We start from the raw sequence: 15,629 nt of genomic DNA, 5'->3' as shown, positions 1-15,629 counted from the left end.
CCCTCGCCGGTCACCTCCCGGGGCGGATCGGACGCCGTCGGTGCCGGAGAGCTGCCGGGGAGCACGACAGGGTAGGGAGCAGCTCAGGGCCGTTGTGCCGGCCACCGCCCCGGACCGCTCCCCCACCCGGACCCGCCCGGGCCCACCCGGCCCGCATCGAGGCGCGCCCCTCTGACGCGGGCCACGGGGCTGCTGCGCCGGCTCCCGCGCCGCCGGTTCCGGGCCGGAGATCACCGAGGTGGGTTCGGTGCGCGCGCCCTTGATGTGGTCGTCGGGCAGGCGTGCCATCGCGGCCGCCCTCTCCTCGACCGGCTGCCGGACCGTGGTCGGCGGGGCCGGCAGGTCGGCCCCGTACAACGCCCCCACTGCTCCTACTTGTTGAACACGGCGCACCGGAAACCGTCGCCACTCTTGACGTGTCCGCGCGGATGGATGAAGAGTGCACCCCCAGAGAGCGCTCCCCCCACCTCCACTGTGTTCATTTCCCGAACAAGGAGAGCCGCCCCAGATGCCCCCTTCCTCCCCGCACTCCCCCCTGCCCGACCACCCCGGACCGCGCCGCCGCAGCCTCCTCGGAGCGGCCGCGGCGGCGCCCGTCCTGGCCTCCCTGGCCGGCGCGGGCTCCGCCTCCGCCGCGCCCGCCCCGGCGTCCGACGGTGCCGCCGCCGGGCGCCGCGCGCTGCCCGGCGGCGGTGACCTCGGGCCCAACGTCATCGTCTTCGACCCGTCCACGCCGAACATCCAGGGCCGGCTGGACGAGATCTTCAAGCAGCAGGAGTCGGCCCAGTTCGGCACCGGCCGCTACGCGCTGCTGTTCAAGCCCGGCACCTACCACGGGCTCAACGCCCAGCTCGGCTTCTACACCTCGGTCGCGGGCCTCGGGCTCTTGCCGGACGACACCACCATCAACGGCGACGTCACGGTCGACGCCGGATGGTTCGACGGCAACGCCACGCAGAACTTCTGGCGTTCGGCGGAGAACCTCGCCCTGGTCCCGGTCAGCGGCACCAACCGCTGGGCCGTCTCGCAGGCGGCGCCCTTCCGGCGCATGCACGTGCGCGGCGGTCTCAACCTCGCCCCCGACGGCTACGGCTGGGCCAGCGGCGGTTACATCGCCGACAGCCGGATCGACGGGCAGGTCGGCCCGTACTCGCAGCAGCAGTGGTACACCCGCGACAGCTCGGTCGGCGGCTGGCTCAACGCCGTGTGGAACATGGTGTTCTCCGGCGTCGAGGGCGCGCCCGCGCAGAGCTTCCCCGAACCGCCGTACACCACGCTGGAGAGCACACCCGTCTCCCGCGAGAAGCCGTTCCTGTACCTGGAGGGCGACGAGTACCGGGTCTTCCTCCCGGAGAAGCGCACCGACGCCCGAGGCGTCTCCTGGGGCAACGGCACCCCGCGCGGCACCTCGCTCCCCCTGTCCGGTTTCTACGTCGCCAAGCCCGGAGACTCGGCCGCCGTCCTCAACCAGGCGCTGGAGGAAGGGCTGCACCTGCTGCTGACGCCGGGCGTCTACCACGTCGACCAGACCGTCGACGTCAGGCGCGCGGGCACGGTCGTCCTCGGCCTCGGCTACGCCACGCTCGTCCCCGACAACGGCGTCACCGCGCTGAGGGTCGCCGACGTGGACGGCGTACGACTGGCCGGGTTCCTCGTGGACGCCGGTCCCGTCAACTCCGCGACCCTGGTGGAGGTCGGCCCCGAGGGCGCGTCCGCGGACCACTCGGCCAACCCGACCACCGTGCAGGACGTGTTCGTCCGGATCGGCGGCGCGGGCCCCGGCAGGGCGACCACCAGCCTCGTCGTCAACAGCCGGCACACCATCGTCGACCACACCTGGGTGTGGCGCGCCGACCACGGAGAAGGCGTCGGCTGGGAGACCAACCGCGCCGACTACGGCGTGGTCGTGAACGGCGACGACGTGCTGATCACCGGCTTGTTCGTCGAGCACTTCAACAAGTACGACGTGCAGTGGAACGGCGAGCGTGGCCGCACGGTCTTCTTCCAGAACGAGAAGGCGTACGACGCCCCCGGGCAGGCCGCGATCCAGAACGGCTCGGTCAAGGGCTACGCCGCCTACAAGGTCGCCGACGACGTCACCGAGCACGAGGGCTGGGGCCTGGGCAGCTACTGCTACTACAACGTGGACCCGTCCATCGTGCAGCACCACGGTTTCGCCGCCCCGAACCGTTCCGGAGTGCGCTTCCACGGCCTGCTCGTGGTCTCGCTCGGCGGCAACGGGCAGTACGAGTGCGTCATCAACGACACGGGGTCGCCCACCTCTGGGACGGACACCGTGCCGTCGAAGGTGGCGCAGTACCCCTGAGTGCGGGGGTTGCCCCCGTCCGACGGGTCGGGGGCAGCCCGGGCGCTCCTATCGCGCGGTCACCGCCGGCGCCGGCGCGTAGCCGGTGGGCCGGGCGGTGAACGTGCCCCGGCCCTGGGTGCGGCTGCGCAGCCGGGTCGCGTAGCCGAACAGCTCGGCCAGCGGCACGGTGGCGGTGACCTGCGCCGTGCCGCCCCGGGCGGCGGAGCCGGTGACCCGGCCGCGGCGCGCCGCGAGGTCACCGAGCACGCCGCCGACCGCGTCCTCGGGCACCGTCACCGTGACCTCCACGACCGGTTCGAGCAGGACCATCTCCGAGGCGCGCAGGGCGTCCCGGAGACCGAACCGGCCGGCGGTGCGGAAGGCCGTGTCCGAGGAGTCCTTCACATGGGTCTGGCCGTCGGTGAGCGTGACCCTCAGACCGGTCACCGGGTGCCCGCCGAGCGGGCCCTCGGCGAGGGCGTCCCGGCAGCCCGCCTCGACGGCACGGACGTACTCCTGCGGCACGCGTCCGCCGACGACCGTGGAACGGAACACGAAACCGCCGCCCGCACCGTCCGCGTCCTCCTGCCACGGCTCCACGTCGAGCACGACGTGCGCGAACTGTCCGGCGCCGCCGTCCTGCTTGACGTGCCGGTGGACGAAGCCGGTCACTCCCGTGCCGACCGTCTCCCGGTAGGCCACACCCGGGCGGCCGACGGTGACCTCCAGCCCGTGCTCGCGCCGGACGCGTTCCGTCGCGACCTCCAGGTGCAGTTCGCCCATGCCCGACAGCACGGTCTGCCCGGTCTCCGGGTCGGTCCGCACGGCCAGCGAGGGGTCCTCTTCGGTCAGCCGGGCGAGCGCCGAGGCCAGCCGGTCGGTGTCGGTGGCACGCCGGGTCTCCACGGCCACGTGCACCACCGGTTCGGCCACGCCCGGGGGCTCCAGGAGCAGGGGGGCGCCCGGCGCGCACAGGGTCGACCCGGCACGGGCCGACTTCAGTCCGACCACGGCGACGATGTCCCCGGCGACCGCGCGCTCCAGCGGGTCGTGCCGGTCGGCCCTTACCCGCAGGATGCGGCCGACGCGCTCGGTGCGGCGCGTGCCCGCGTCCCACACGGTGTCCCCCTTCTCGATCGTGCCCGAGTAGACCCTCAGGTACGTCAGCCGTCCCGTCGGGGTCGCGTTCACCTTGAACGCCAGTGCCGCCATCGGTGCCGCCGGGTCGGCGGGCCGTTCCTGCCGGGTGCCGTCGTGGGTGCCGTGCACCGGGGGTACGTCCAGCGGTGAGGGCAGGTACGTCACCACGGCGTCGAGCAGCGGTTCGACGCCGCGGTTGCGGTAGGCCGAGCCGCACAGCACGACCACGCCGTCGCCGGTGCGCGTCAGGTCGCGCAGGGCCGCGGCGAGGGTGGCCGCGGTGAGCGTCTCCCGGTCGCAGAACTCCTCCAGCGCGGCCGGGTGCCGCTCCGCCACCGCCTCCTCCAGCAGACGGCGCCTGCGTGCCGCCTCCTCGCGCAGGGCGTCGGGCACCGGCCCCTCCTCGGCCGCGTCCGTGCCGTCGGCCCACACGAGGGCGCGCATGCGCAGCAGGTCGACGACGCCGGTGAAGCCGTCCTCCGCACCGATGGGCAGCTGCACGACCAGGGGTACGGGGTGCAGCCGTTCGCGGACGGAGGCGACGGCGGTGTCAAGGTCGGCGCCCGCCCGGTCCATCTTGTTGACGAACGCGATCCGGGGCACGCCGTGCCGGTCGGCCTGCCGCCACACGGACTCGCTCTGCGGCTCCACGCCCGCGACCGCGTCGAACACGGCGACCGCGCCGTCCAGCACGCGCAGCGAGCGCTCGACCTCGTCGGCGAAGTCGACGTGGCCCGGGGTGTCGATCAGGTTGATCCGGTGGCCGTCCCACGAGCAGGTGACGGCCGCGGCGAAGATGGTGATGCCGCGATCGCGCTCCTGTGCGTCGAAGTCGGTGACGGTGGTGCCGTCGTGGACCTCGCCGCGCTTGTGCGTGGTGCCGGTCGTGTAGAGGATCCGCTCGGTGACGGTGGTCTTGCCTGCGTCGACGTGGGCGAGGATGCCCAGGTTGCGGACGCCGGTGAGCGGGTTGGTACGGGAGTCGACGTGGGTGCGCACGGCCTGCGGCCTTTCACTGCGGGGTCAGAACGACCTGTGAACGGGGCGGCGCGATTCCCGGGACGGGTGCGTGAACGGGGCCACGGCCCGACGAACACGGGCGGGAGTGGCGGTGCGTCAGATGCCGGTCGCGGGCATCCGGTGCCGGCCGCGCAGCGGACACCGGACGGCCGAAGACACCAGGATCACCTCGTACCGGGACGGGGGGACGACGGGTGCGGTGCGGATGCGCACGGCCCTGCTCCCCTCGCTCGGTCTGGTCTCGGTGCCGTGGCGAGTGTAGGGAGGGCCGGGCCGACGGCGCACCGGGTTTTTCGCGCGTGACGGATCACGCCGGCCTCGTCCCGACCCGCTCGCCACCCGGACCGTGGCAGGCGTATCCACCCGGTCACGCAGCGTGGCGGGCGGAGCCCTCGGCCGCCGGCAGTCGGCAGTCGGCAGTCGGCAGTCGGCAGTCGGCAGTCGGCAGTCGGGCACGCGGTATCTGCCGGAACACGTGCCCGTCAAAGCAAAAGACCCCTGGTCAACAGGGGTCTTGTTGGTGTCCGAGGGGGGACTTGAACCCCCACGCCCGATAAAGGGCACTAGCACCTCAAGCTAGCGCGTCTGCCATTCCGCCACCCGGACCAGGTGTCTGTCGCTGTGCGGGGTGTTCCCCGCGGCGACATGGACAACCATACCAAGGTTTCGCGGTGCCTTTCACCTGCGTTTCCTTCCCCCCACGCACCTCTGGGCGGCGTGCCTGGCACGGGCCGGGCGGAGGCGGTGGACCGCGCGCCCGGCCCGTCTCGTCACGGCATGAGGTGGTGGTCCGGGAAGTTCCCGGGGAGCCGCTCCCCCGCCGGGCCGCGCGTCACCGCGCGCACCAGCAGCTCGCCGCCCACGAAGGCGCCGCGCCAGGAGGCGCCGTGCCCGCCGAACAGCTCCGCGCGGTCGCCGCGGGAGCGGGGCACGCCGTGGCCGACCTTGAACGCCCGGATCTGCGGCGCCAGCCTCGCGTACGTCGCCGGGTCGTCCGTGGACAGGGTGGCCACCAGGGCGCCGTTGGAGGCGTTCATCGCGGCGAGCAGCTCGGCCTCGGTGTCGACCAGGACGATGGTGTCGACCGGCCCGAAGGGTTCCGCGTGGTGCAGCGGCGAGGACCGGGGCGGGTTGAGCAGCGTGACCGGCTGGACGTAGGCAGAGGTGTCCTGGCCGGGCAGGAACCGGGCGTCGGCGGCGCTGCCGCGGTGCAGCGGGACGGCGCCGCGGTCGACGGCCTCGGCGACCTGGTCCTGGAGCTCCTTGGCCTTGGCCGCGTGGATCACCGGCCCGAAGTCGAGCAGCGGATACGGGTCGTCCGGCGCCGTGACGGCGAGGGGGTGGCCGACGCGCAGGGTGCGGACCGCCGGGAGGTACGCCGCCAGGAACGCGTCGAACGACTCCCGCTGGACGACGAAGCGCGGATAGGCGGTGCAGCGCTGCTTGCCGTAGTCGAAGAGCTTGGGGATCACCTGGGCGAGCGCGGCCCAGTCCGTGAAGTTCCAGATGCCCCAGGTGTTGAGTCCCTCCTGTTCGAGGATGTGCCGTTTGCCGAGGTCGGCGAGGGCGGTGGCGACGGCGGCGCCCGTGTCCCGGCCGCCGACGAAGGAGACGCAGCCGATCTCGGGCGCCCGCACCAGCGCCTGGGACAGCTCGCCGCCGCTGCCGCTGACGAGGGTGACGGGAAGTCCCTCGCGGGCGGCGAGCGCGCAGGCCAGGGTCAGGCAGGCGACGCCGCCGTCGGTCGGGGTCTTGGCGATGACCGCGTTGCCCGCCAGTGCCTGGACCAGCATGGCGTGAACGAGCACGCTCATCGGGTAGTTCCAGCTCGCGATGTTGGACACCGGGCCGTCCAGCGGGGCGCGCCCGTCGAGCATGCCGTCGATGCCGTCGACGTACCAGCGCACACCGTCGAGGGCCCGGTCGACGTCGGCCCGCGCCGACCGCCAGGGCTTGCCGATCTCCCAGACGAGCAGCAGCGCGAGCAGGTCGCGGTGCTGGGCGAGGGCGTCGAGGGTGGCCGCGACGCGGGCGCGGCGTTCGGGCAGGGGGACGTGGCGCCAGGCCCGGTGCTGGTCGAGCGAGGCGCGTACGGCGTGGTGGGCCGTCGCGGCGTCGAGCCGGGGCGGTCCTGCGATCGGGGTGCCGTCGACCGGGCTGGCGGCGGGCAGGACGCGGCCGTCCGCCCGCCAGCCGGCGTCCCAGAGGTTGAGGACGCGGTCGTCGCGGAACGCCTCGGGCGCGACGGCGCGGCAGCGGCGCCAGGCCTCGGTCCAGGAGGTGCCGGACTTGAGGGTGAGGGCCGCGGCGCCGGTGGTGGCGCCGGCCGCCGTCACGCGCGGGCTCCGTCGCGGGCCGCGCCGTCGGGCGCCGGGCTGCCGAGTGCGTCGAGCGCGTGCCGTGCGGTCTCGGTCGGTGTGCTGCCGACCCGTACGCCGGCCGCCTCCAGTGCCTCCTGCTTCGCCCGTGCCGTGCCGGACGAGCCGGACACGATCGCGCCCGCGTGGCCCATGGTCTTGCCCTCGGGCGCGGTGAATCCGGCGATGTAGCCGACGACCGGCTTGGTGACGTGCTCGCGGATGTAGGCGGCCGCGCGTTCCTCCGCGTCGCCGCCGATCTCGCCGATGAGGACGATCAGTTCGGTGTCGGGATCCTCCTGGAAGGCGGCGAGGCAGTCGACGTGACTGGTGCCGACGACCGGGTCGCCGCCGATGCCGACGCAGGTCGAGAAGCCGATGTCGCGCAGTTCGTGCATGAGCTGGTAGGTGAGCGTGCCCGACTTGGAGACCAGGCCGATGCGGCCGGGTTTGGCGATGTCGGGCGGGATGATGCCCGCGTTGGACTGGCCGGGCGTGATCAGGCCGGGGCAGTTGGGGCCGATGACGCGGGTGCCCGTGGTCCTGGCGTGGGCGGTGAAGGCGACGGCGTCGTGGACCGGGATGCCCTCGGTGATGACGACGGCGAGGCCGATGCCCGCGTCGGCGGCCTCGACGACCGCGGCCCGGGCGAAGGCGGGCGGCACGAAGACCACGCTGACGTCGGCGCCGGTGTGCTCGACGCCCTCGCGGACCGAGCCGAAGACCGGTACGGCACGGTCGTCGAAGTCGACGGTGCGGCCGGCCTTGCGGGGGTTGACACCGCCGACGACGTCGGTGCCGGCGGCCAGCATGCGGCGGGTGTGCTTCATGCCCTCGGCGCCGGTCATGCCCTGGACGAGGACCTTGCTCTCCTTGGTGAGGTAGATCGCCATGTCGTCCTGTCTCCTTATCCGGCGGTGGCTGCCGCGGTGGCGAGCCGCGCGGCCCGGCGGGCGGCTCCGTCCATGGTGGTGGCCTGTTCGACCAGGGGGTGCGCGCGTGCGTCGAGCAGGGCCCGGCCCCGGTCGGCGCTGTTGCCGTCGAGACGGACGACGAGCGGCTTGGTCGGCCGCACCTCGTCGAGGGCGCGGACGATGCCGTCGGCGACGGCGTCGCACGCGGTGATGCCGCCGAAGACGTTGACGAGGACGGACTTCACGTCGGGGTCGGAGAGGACGACGGACAGCCCGTCGGCCATGACGCGGGCGGAGGCGCCGCCGCCGATGTCGAGGAAGTTGGCGGGGCGGGCGCCGCACCCGGCGACGACGTCGAGGGTCGACATGACCAGTCCGGCGCCGTTGCCGATGACGCCGACCTCGCCGTCGAGCTTGACGTAGTTGAGGCCCTTGGCGGCGGCCCGTTCCTCCGGGGCGTCGCCGGACACCGGCTTCTCCTCGCCCCGACGGGACTGGCGGAAGCGGGCGTTGTCGTCCAGGGTGACCTTGCCGTCGAGGGCCACGATCCGGCCCTCGGCCGTCCTGACCAGCGGGTTGACCTCGACCAGGAGGGCATCCTCGCGGACCAGGACCTTCCACAGCCGCACCAGGGTGTCGACGGTCTGCGGGGGCAGTCCGGCGGCGTCGGCGATGCGCACCGCGGTGGCCGTGTGCACGCCCGCGGCGGGGTCGACGGGGATGCGCGCCACGGCCTCGGGCCGCGTGGCGGCGACCTCCTCGATGTCCATGCCCCCTTCCGCGGAGGCGATGGCGACGAAGCCGCCGCAGGCGCGGTCGAGGACGTAGGAGACGTAGAACTCCCGCTCGACGGCGCAGGGTTCGGCGAGCATGACGGCGCCGACCGTGTGTCCCTTGATGTCCATGCCGAGGATGTGCCGGGCCGCCTCCTCGGCCTCGGCCGGGTCGGCGGCGAGGCGTACTCCGCCCGCCTTGCCGCGCCCGCCGGTCTTCACCTGCGCCTTGACGACGGCGCGTCCGCCGAGCGCGCGGGCGATCTCCCGGGCCCGTTGGGGCGAGTCGGTGACCTCGGCCCTCGGTACGACGATGCCGTGTTCTGCGAAGAGTTCCCTTGCCTGGTGTTCGTACAGGTCCATCTCGGCTCCTGACTGAAAGTGCCGCACGCCCCCTGGACACCACCCACCGGATGCGGGATAACAAGCTTCATACAGTATTCGTCGACTGTATGCAATGTACCGCGAGAGCGCCCCAACCCCTCGTGAAGGGACAGGACTTCGCCATGCCCGACGACACCCAGGACGTCATCTCCGGCGGCCACCTCGTTGCCAAGGCACTCAAGGCCGAGGGGGTCGACCGCATCTACACGCTGTGCGGCGGCCACATCATCGACATCTACGACGGCTGCGTCGACGAGGGCATCGAGGTCGTCGACGTACGCCACGAGCAGGTCGCCGCGCACGCCGCCGACGGATACGCCCGAATCACCGGTAAGCCCGGCTGCGCGGTGGTCACCGCGGGCCCCGGCACCACCGACGCCGTCACCGGGGTCGCCAACGCCTTCCGCGCCGAGTCGCCCATGCTGCTGATCGGCGGCCAGGGCGCCCACACCCAGCACAAGATGGGCTCGCTCCAGGACCTGCCGCACGTCGACATGATGACGCCGATCACCAAGTTCGCGGCGACCGTGCCGGACACCGCGCGCGCCGCGGACATGGTGTCGATGGCGTTCCGCGAGTGCTACCACGGCGCTCCGGGGCCGTCCTTCCTGGAGATCCCGCGCGACGTGCTGGACGCCAAGGTGCCGGCGGAGAAGGCGCGGGTGCCCAGGGCCGGGGCCTACCGTGCCTCCACCCGGTCGGCCGGGGACCCCGAGGCCGTCGAGAGGCTCGCCGACCTGCTGGTGCACGCCGAGAAGCCCGCCATCCTGCTCGGCAGCCAGGTGTGGACGACCCGCGCGACCGGGGCCGCCGTCGAGCTGGTCCGCACGCTCAACGTCCCGGCCTACATGAACGGCGCCGGCCGGGGCACGCTGCCGCCCGGCGACCCGCACCACTTCCAGCTCTCGCGCCGCTACGCCTTCTCCCACGCCGACGTGATCGTGATCGTGGGCACGCCCTTCGACTTCCGCATGGGCTACGGCAAGCGGCTCTCCCCGGACGCGACCGTCGTCCAGATCGACCTCGACTACCGCACCGTCGGCAAGAACCGCGACATCGACCTCGGCATCGTCGGCGACGCGGGACTGGTCCTGAAGTCGGTGACCGAGGCGGCGTCCGGGCGGATCAACGGGGGCGCGGCGAAGCGCAAGGAGTGGCTGGACGAGCTGCGCGCGGCCGAGCGGACGGCGCTGGACAAGCGGCTGCCGCAGCTCAGGTCGGACGCCTCCCCCATCCACCCGTACCGGCTGGTCAGCGAGATCAACGACTTCCTCACCGAGGACTCGGTCTACATCGGGGACGGCGGCGACATCGTCACCTTCTCCGGGCAGGTCGTGCAGCCCAAGTCACCGGGCCACTGGATGGACCCGGGACCGCTGGGCACGCTCGGTGTCGGCGTCCCCTTCGTGCTGGCCGCCAAGCAGGCCCGGCCCGACAAGGAGGTCGTCGCCCTCTTCGGCGACGGCGCCTTCTCCCTCACCGGCTGGGACTTCGAGACCCTGGTCCGCTACGACCTCCCCTTCGTCGGCATCGTCGGCAACAACTCCTCGATGAACCAGATCCGCTACGGCCAGGCCGTCAAGTACGGCAAGGAGCGCGAGCGGGTCGGCAACACGCTCGGCGACGTGCCCTACGACCGGTTCGCCCGGATGCTGGGCGGCCACGGCGAGGAGGTCCGCGACCCCGCCGACATCGGCCCCGCACTGCGGCGGGCCCGTGAGTCCGGCAAGCCGTCCCTGATCAACGTCTGGGTGGACCCAGACGCGTACGCCCCCGGAACCATGAACCAGACGATGTACAAGTGAGGTGAACGCCCATGACAGCGAAGGCTCTTGAGGGCATCCGCGTCCTGGACATGACGCACGTGCAGTCCGGGCCCTCGGCGACCCAGCTGCTCGCCTGGCTCGGTGCGGACGTCGTGAAGCTGGAGGCGCCGAGCGGCGACATCACGCGGGGGCAGCTCCGCGATCTGCCGGACGTCGACTCCCTCTACTTCACGATGCTCAACTGCAACAAGCGGAGCATCACCCTCAACACCAAGACCGAGCGCGGCAAGGAGATCCTCACCGAGCTGATCCGGCGCTCGGACGTCATGGTCGAGAACTTCGGGCCGGGCGCGGTGGACCGGATGGGGTTCACCTGGGACCGCATCAAGGAGATCAATCCACGGATCGTCTACGCCTCCATCAAGGGGTTCGGCGAGGGCCCGTACACCGCGTTCAAGGCGTACGAGGTCGTCGCGCAGGCCATGGGCGGATCGATGTCCACCACCGGTTTCGAGGACGGGCCGCCGCTGGCGACGGGGGCCCAGATCGGGGACTCGGGCACGGGTGTCCACGCCGTGGCGGGCATCCTCGCCGCCCTCTTCCAGCGGGAGCACACCGGACGCGGTCAGCGGGTGAACGTGGCCATGCAGCACGCGGTGCTCAACCTCTGCCGGGTGAAGCTGCGCGACCAGCAGCGCCTGACCCGTGGTCCACTCGCCGAATATCCCAACGAGGACTTCGGCGACGAGGTTCCCCGGTCCGGCAACGCGTCCGGTGGCGGGCAGCCGGGGTGGGCGGTCAAGTGCGCGCCGGGCGGCCCCAACGACTACGTGTACGTGATCGTCCAGCCGGTCGGCTGGCGGCCGCTGAGCGGGCTGATCGGCCGGCCCGAGCTGGCGGACGACCCCGAGTGGGCGACCCCGCAGGCCAGGCTGCCGAAGCTGAACAAGATGTTCCAGCTGATCGAGGAGTGGTCGTCCACCCTGCCCAAGTGGGAGGTGCTGGAGCGGCTCAACGCCCACAACATCCCGTGCGGGCCGATCCTGTCCACGAAGGAGATCATCGAGGACGCCTCGCTGGCCGCCAACGAGATGGTCGTCACCGTCCCCCACCCCGAACGCGGGGAGTTCGTGACCGTCGGCAGCCCGCTGAAGCTCTCGGACTCACCCGTGCGGGTGACCAGTTCGCCGCTGCTGGGCGAGCACAACGAGGAGGTCTACGTCGGCGAGCTGGGCCTCGGCGACGAGGAACTGCGGCTGCTCAAGTCGAACGGGGTGATCTGACGTGATGGCCGAGGACCGGCGCGCGCGGGTGCGCGCGCTCCTGGACGCCGTACGGGCCGAGGGGCGCACGGCGCTCACCGCGCCCGAGGGCAAGGTGCTCGCCGACGCCTACGGCATCGCCGTACCCGGCGAGGAGCTGGCGCGGGACGTGGACGAAGCGGTGGCGTGCGCGGCGCGGTTCGGCGGACCGGTGGTGATGAAGATCGTCTCGCCGGACATCCTGCACAAGACCGACGCCGGCGGTGTGGTCGTCGGGGTGGAGGGCGCGGCGGACGTACGGGCGGCGTTCTGCCGGATCGTCGCCAACGCGCGCGCGTACGACGCCTCCGCCCGGATCGAGGGTGTCCAGGTCCAGGAGCTGCTGCCAAAGGGGCAGGAGGTCATCGTCGGGGCGGTCACCGATCCGACGTTCGGGAAGGTGGTGGCGTTCGGGCTCGGCGGCGTGCTCGTCGAGGTCCTCAAGGACGTCACCTTCCGGCTGGCCCCCGTGGACGCCGACGAGGCGCTGTCGATGCTGGACTCGATCCGGGCGGCGGAGGTGCTGCGCGGGGTGCGCGGGCAGGCCGGGGTGGACCGGTGGGCGGTGGCGGAGCAGATCCGCCGGGTCTCCGAACTGGTCGCCGACTTCCCGGAGATCGCCGAGGTGGACCTCAACCCGGTGATCGCCACGCCCGAGGGCGCGGTCGCGGCCGACATCCGGGTGATCCTGGCGGCCGGCGCGCCGAAGGAACGGCGCCGGTACACGCGCGAGGAGATCCTCACCTCGATGCGCCGCCTGATGCAGCCCTCCTCGGTCGCGGTGATCGGCGCGTCGGGCGAGCCCGGGAAGATCGGCAACTCGGTGATGCGCAACCTCGTCGACGGCGGTTTCGCGGGCGAGATCCACCCGGTGAACCCCAAGGCCGATGACATCTTGGGCCGCAAGGCGTACAAGAGTGTCACCGACGTTCCCGGTGAGGTGGATGTGGCGGTCTTCGCGATCCCCGCGCGGTTCGTGGCGGCGGCCCTGGAGGAGGTGGGGCGCAAGCGGATCCCCAACGCCGTCCTCATCCCCTCCGGCTTCGCCGAGACCGGTGAGCAGGCGCTCCAGGACGAGATCGTGGCGGTCGCCGAACGGCACGGCATCCGGCTGCTGGGCCCGAACATCTACGGCTACTACTCGACCTGGCAGGACCTGTGCGCCACGTTCTGCACGCCGTACGACGTCAAGGGCGGCGTCGCGCTGACCTCGCAGTCGGGCGGCATCGGCATGGCCATCCTGGGGTTCGCGCGGACGACGAAGACCGGTGTGTCGGCGATCGTGGGCCTCGGCAACAAGTCGGACCTGGACGAGGACGACCTGCTGACCTGGTTCGGCGAGGACCCGCACACCGAGTGCATCGCGATGCACCTGGAGGACCTCAAGGACGGCCGCTCCTTCGTCGAGGCCGCGCGGGCCACCGTGCCGAAGAAGCCGGTCGTGGTGCTCAAGGCGGGCCGTACGGCGGCGGGCGCCAAGGCGGCCGGGTCGCACACCGGCGCGCTCGCCGGGGACGACGCCGTGTACGACGACATCCTGCGGCAGGCCGGGGTCATCCGGGCGCCGGGACTGAACGAGATGCTGGAGTACGCGCGCGCGTTGCCGGTGCTGCCCACCCCGAAGGGCGACAACGTGGTGATCATCACCGGGGCGGGCGGCAGCGGGGTGCTGCTCTCCGACGCGGTGACGGACAACGGGCTGTCGCTGATGGAGATACCGCCGGACCTGGACCGGGGTTTCCGCGCCTTCATCCCGCCGTTCGGCGCGGCGGGCAACCCGGTGGACATCACGGGGGGCGAGCCGCCGACGACGTACGAGGCGACGATCCGGCTCGGTCTGGAGGACCCGCGCATCCACGCGCTGGTCCTCGGCTACTGGCACACCATCGTGACGCCTCCCATGGTGTTCGCCGAACTCACCGCGCGCGTGGTGGCCGAGTTCCGCGAACGGGGCGTCGAGAAGCCGGTGGTGGCCTCCCTCGCGGGTGACGTGGAGGTCGAGGAGGCGTGCCAGTACCTCTTCGAGCGCGGGGTCGTGGCGTACCCGTACACGACCGAGAAGCCGGTGGCCGTCCTCGGGGCCAAGTACCGGTGGGCGCGGGCCGCGGGGTTGTTGGGGGGCGGTTCATGACGTGAGACGGCGAGGGGCCGGGCGACGGGTGCGCGTCGGCCGGCCCCGGGGACCCGCGCGCGCACGAAAGGCATTGGACAGGGGGCGCTGGCCAGAACTTTCGACGCTAGGGGTGCAATCGACATGACAACCACCGATGTCACACGGGTCGCCGGCTACCGGGAGGTGACCGACAGGAACGGGCGCGTCTACCGCGTGGGCGAGTCCGACATCGACATCATGGGGCGCAAGCGCAAGTGGATGGTGATCCTGCCCTGGATCGGCATGATGGGCATCTCCTCCGCCGAGTACGCGTTCGCGTCCGCCGAGGACACGCTGCACGAGGCCCACCACTGGTCCAGCGGCAGCATCTACTGGATGATGACCGCCTGGGTGTTCTGCCAGGCGGCGGTGGCGTTTCCGGCCGGGCGGCTGCGTGAGAGCGGCAGGCTTCCCGCGCGGTGGGCGATGATGCTGGGGTCGGGCGGCACGCTGCTCGGCTACCTCTCGCTGGCGTTCGCGCCGCACGTCGCCCTCGCCTTCATCGGATTCGGCGTGTTCAGCGGCATGGGCGCCGGCATGGTGTACGCGACCTGCGTCAACATGGTCGGCAAGTGGTATCCGGAGCGCAGGGGCGGCAAGACCGGCTTCGTCAACGGCGGTTTCGCCTACGGTTCGGTGCCGTTCGTCTTCATCTTCCACGGCTACATGGACGGCTCCAACTTCCGCTGGGTGCTGGTCTCGGCGGGCGTCTTCCTCGCGGCGACGGTGGCGATCGCCGGCTTCTACTTCCGGGACCCGCCGAAGAACTGGTGGCCGGCCGCGATCGACCCGCTGAACCCGCCGGAGGACCCGCGGGCCCGGCGTTCCCTGGACAAGAACCCCCCGGCCGTCAAGCAGTACTCCCCGCTGGAGGCCTGGAAGACCGGCCGGGTGGCGCTGATGTGGTTCTGCCTCGCCTGCACCTCCGGTGTGAACATCTTCGGGATCGCCTTCCAGGTCGACATCGGCGAGGAGGCGGGCTTCGCGGCCGGTGTGGTGGCCACCGCGATGTCGCTGAAGGCGATCGTCAACGGCACCGGCCGCGGTGTCATCGGCTGGCTCTCCGACCTGTACGGCCGCAAGCAGTGCCTGCTCTACGTGTGCGCGATCCTGGGCCTCGCCCAGTTCGGCATCATCCTGGCGGCCGAGATCAAGAACCTGCCCCTGTTCCTGCTGTTCTCCGCGATCTCCGGCTTCGGCGGCGGGGCCATCTTCCCGATGTTCGCGGCGCTGACAGCGGACTACTTCGGTGAGAACAACAACGCCGCCAACTACGGGATGGTCTACAGCTCCAAGCTCGTCTCCGGCCTCGGCGCGGGCATGGGGTCCGTGGTCGTCGGTGTCTGGGGCTACAACGGCGCCTACACCCTCGCGGGGTCCATCTCGATCTTCGCCGGGATCGTGGCACTGTCGCTGCGGCCGCCGGGGCGCCCGAGGAACAAGCACGTCACGCCCAACCCGCAGCCGCTCGGCGAGGGATGAGGCGAGGAACGGCCCGACACGCCTCCCTCGCA

Annotated in this window: 9 protein-coding genes and 1 tRNA gene; 5 read left to right on the top strand and 5 right to left on the bottom strand. The window is 72.1% G+C overall.

The features are described 5' to 3' along the window. Positions 1-508: 508 nt before the first annotated feature. Complete coding sequence (locus Sdi02f_RS01640) at positions 509-2,326, top strand: pectate lyase-like domain-containing protein (RefSeq protein WP_055469229.1); 1,818 nt, start codon at positions 509-511, stop codon at positions 2,324-2,326. Positions 2,327-2,374: 48 nt separating this feature from the next. Here the strand turns inward: Sdi02f_RS01640 and fusA are convergent, their stop codons facing one another. The 5 genes from fusA to sucC form a co-directional block, all read right to left on the bottom strand. Then, positions 2,375-4,447, bottom strand: a complete 2,073-nt coding sequence (fusA, locus tag Sdi02f_RS01635; RefSeq protein WP_108932553.1) for an elongation factor G — start codon at positions 4,445-4,447, stop codon at positions 2,375-2,377. 539 nt (positions 4,448-4,986) lie between these two features. Then, positions 4,987-5,074: transfer RNA gene (locus tag Sdi02f_RS01630), tRNA-Leu, on the bottom strand. A gap of 164 nt (positions 5,075-5,238) precedes the next feature. Beyond that, positions 5,239-6,804, bottom strand: coding sequence for an aldehyde dehydrogenase family protein (locus Sdi02f_RS01625; protein ID WP_053639735.1), 1,566 nt, complete (start codon positions 6,802-6,804; stop codon positions 5,239-5,241). Beyond that, positions 6,801-7,718, bottom strand: coding sequence for a succinate--CoA ligase subunit alpha (gene sucD, locus Sdi02f_RS01620; RefSeq protein WP_031083033.1), 918 nt, complete (start codon positions 7,716-7,718; stop codon positions 6,801-6,803). The genes Sdi02f_RS01625 and sucD overlap by 4 nt, the downstream gene beginning before the upstream one ends. Positions 7,719-7,732: 14 nt before the next feature. Continuing rightward, complete coding sequence (sucC, locus tag Sdi02f_RS01615; protein ID WP_108932552.1) at positions 7,733-8,875, bottom strand: ADP-forming succinate--CoA ligase subunit beta; 1,143 nt, start codon at positions 8,873-8,875, stop codon at positions 7,733-7,735. Positions 8,876-9,018: 143 nt separating this feature from the next. Here sucC and Sdi02f_RS01610 point away from each other — a divergent pair, with 143 nt between their 5' ends. The 4 genes from Sdi02f_RS01610 to Sdi02f_RS01595 all read left to right on the top strand — a co-directional run bounded on the left by Sdi02f_RS01610 (position 9,019) and on the right by Sdi02f_RS01595 (position 15,597). Next, positions 9,019-10,701, top strand: coding sequence for a thiamine pyrophosphate-binding protein (locus tag Sdi02f_RS01610; RefSeq protein WP_053639733.1), 1,683 nt, complete (start codon positions 9,019-9,021; stop codon positions 10,699-10,701). 11 nt (positions 10,702-10,712) lie between these two features. After that, complete coding sequence (gene frc / locus Sdi02f_RS01605) at positions 10,713-11,945, top strand: formyl-CoA transferase (protein ID WP_031083040.1); 1,233 nt, start codon at positions 10,713-10,715, stop codon at positions 11,943-11,945. Between the two features lie 4 nt (positions 11,946-11,949). Then, positions 11,950-14,094 (top strand): acetate--CoA ligase family protein, encoded by a 2,145-nt coding sequence (locus Sdi02f_RS01600; protein ID WP_055469345.1) that lies wholly within the window; start codon positions 11,950-11,952, stop codon positions 14,092-14,094. Between the two features lie 123 nt (positions 14,095-14,217). Next, positions 14,218-15,597, top strand: a complete 1,380-nt coding sequence (locus Sdi02f_RS01595) for an OFA family MFS transporter (RefSeq protein WP_167458102.1) — start codon at positions 14,218-14,220, stop codon at positions 15,595-15,597. Positions 15,598-15,629 lie beyond the last annotated feature (32 nt).

Source organism: Streptomyces ardesiacus, from assembly GCF_003112575.1.
Taxonomy (GTDB): Bacteria; Actinomycetota; Actinomycetes; order Streptomycetales; family Streptomycetaceae; genus Streptomyces; species Streptomyces ardesiacus.
Note: the sequence above shows the minus strand (reverse complement) of the source record. Positions and strands in the feature narration are given on the sequence as shown.

Coding starts and splice junctions, on each gene's coding strand:
- Sdi02f_RS01640 (WP_055469229.1), top strand. CDS start 509: ATGCCCCCTTCCTCCCCGCACTCCCCCCTGCCCGACCACCCCGGACCG.
- sucD (WP_031083033.1), bottom strand. CDS start 7,718: ATGGCGATCTACCTCACCAAGGAGAGCAAGGTCCTCGTCCAGGGCATG.
- sucC (WP_108932552.1), bottom strand. CDS start 8,875: ATGGACCTGTACGAACACCAGGCAAGGGAACTCTTCGCAGAACACGGC.
- Sdi02f_RS01610 (WP_053639733.1), top strand. CDS start 9,019: ATGCCCGACGACACCCAGGACGTCATCTCCGGCGGCCACCTCGTTGCC.
- frc (WP_031083040.1), top strand. CDS start 10,713: ATGACAGCGAAGGCTCTTGAGGGCATCCGCGTCCTGGACATGACGCAC.
- Sdi02f_RS01600 (WP_055469345.1), top strand. CDS start 11,950: ATGGCCGAGGACCGGCGCGCGCGGGTGCGCGCGCTCCTGGACGCCGTA.
- Sdi02f_RS01595 (WP_167458102.1), top strand. CDS start 14,218: ATGACAACCACCGATGTCACACGGGTCGCCGGCTACCGGGAGGTGACC.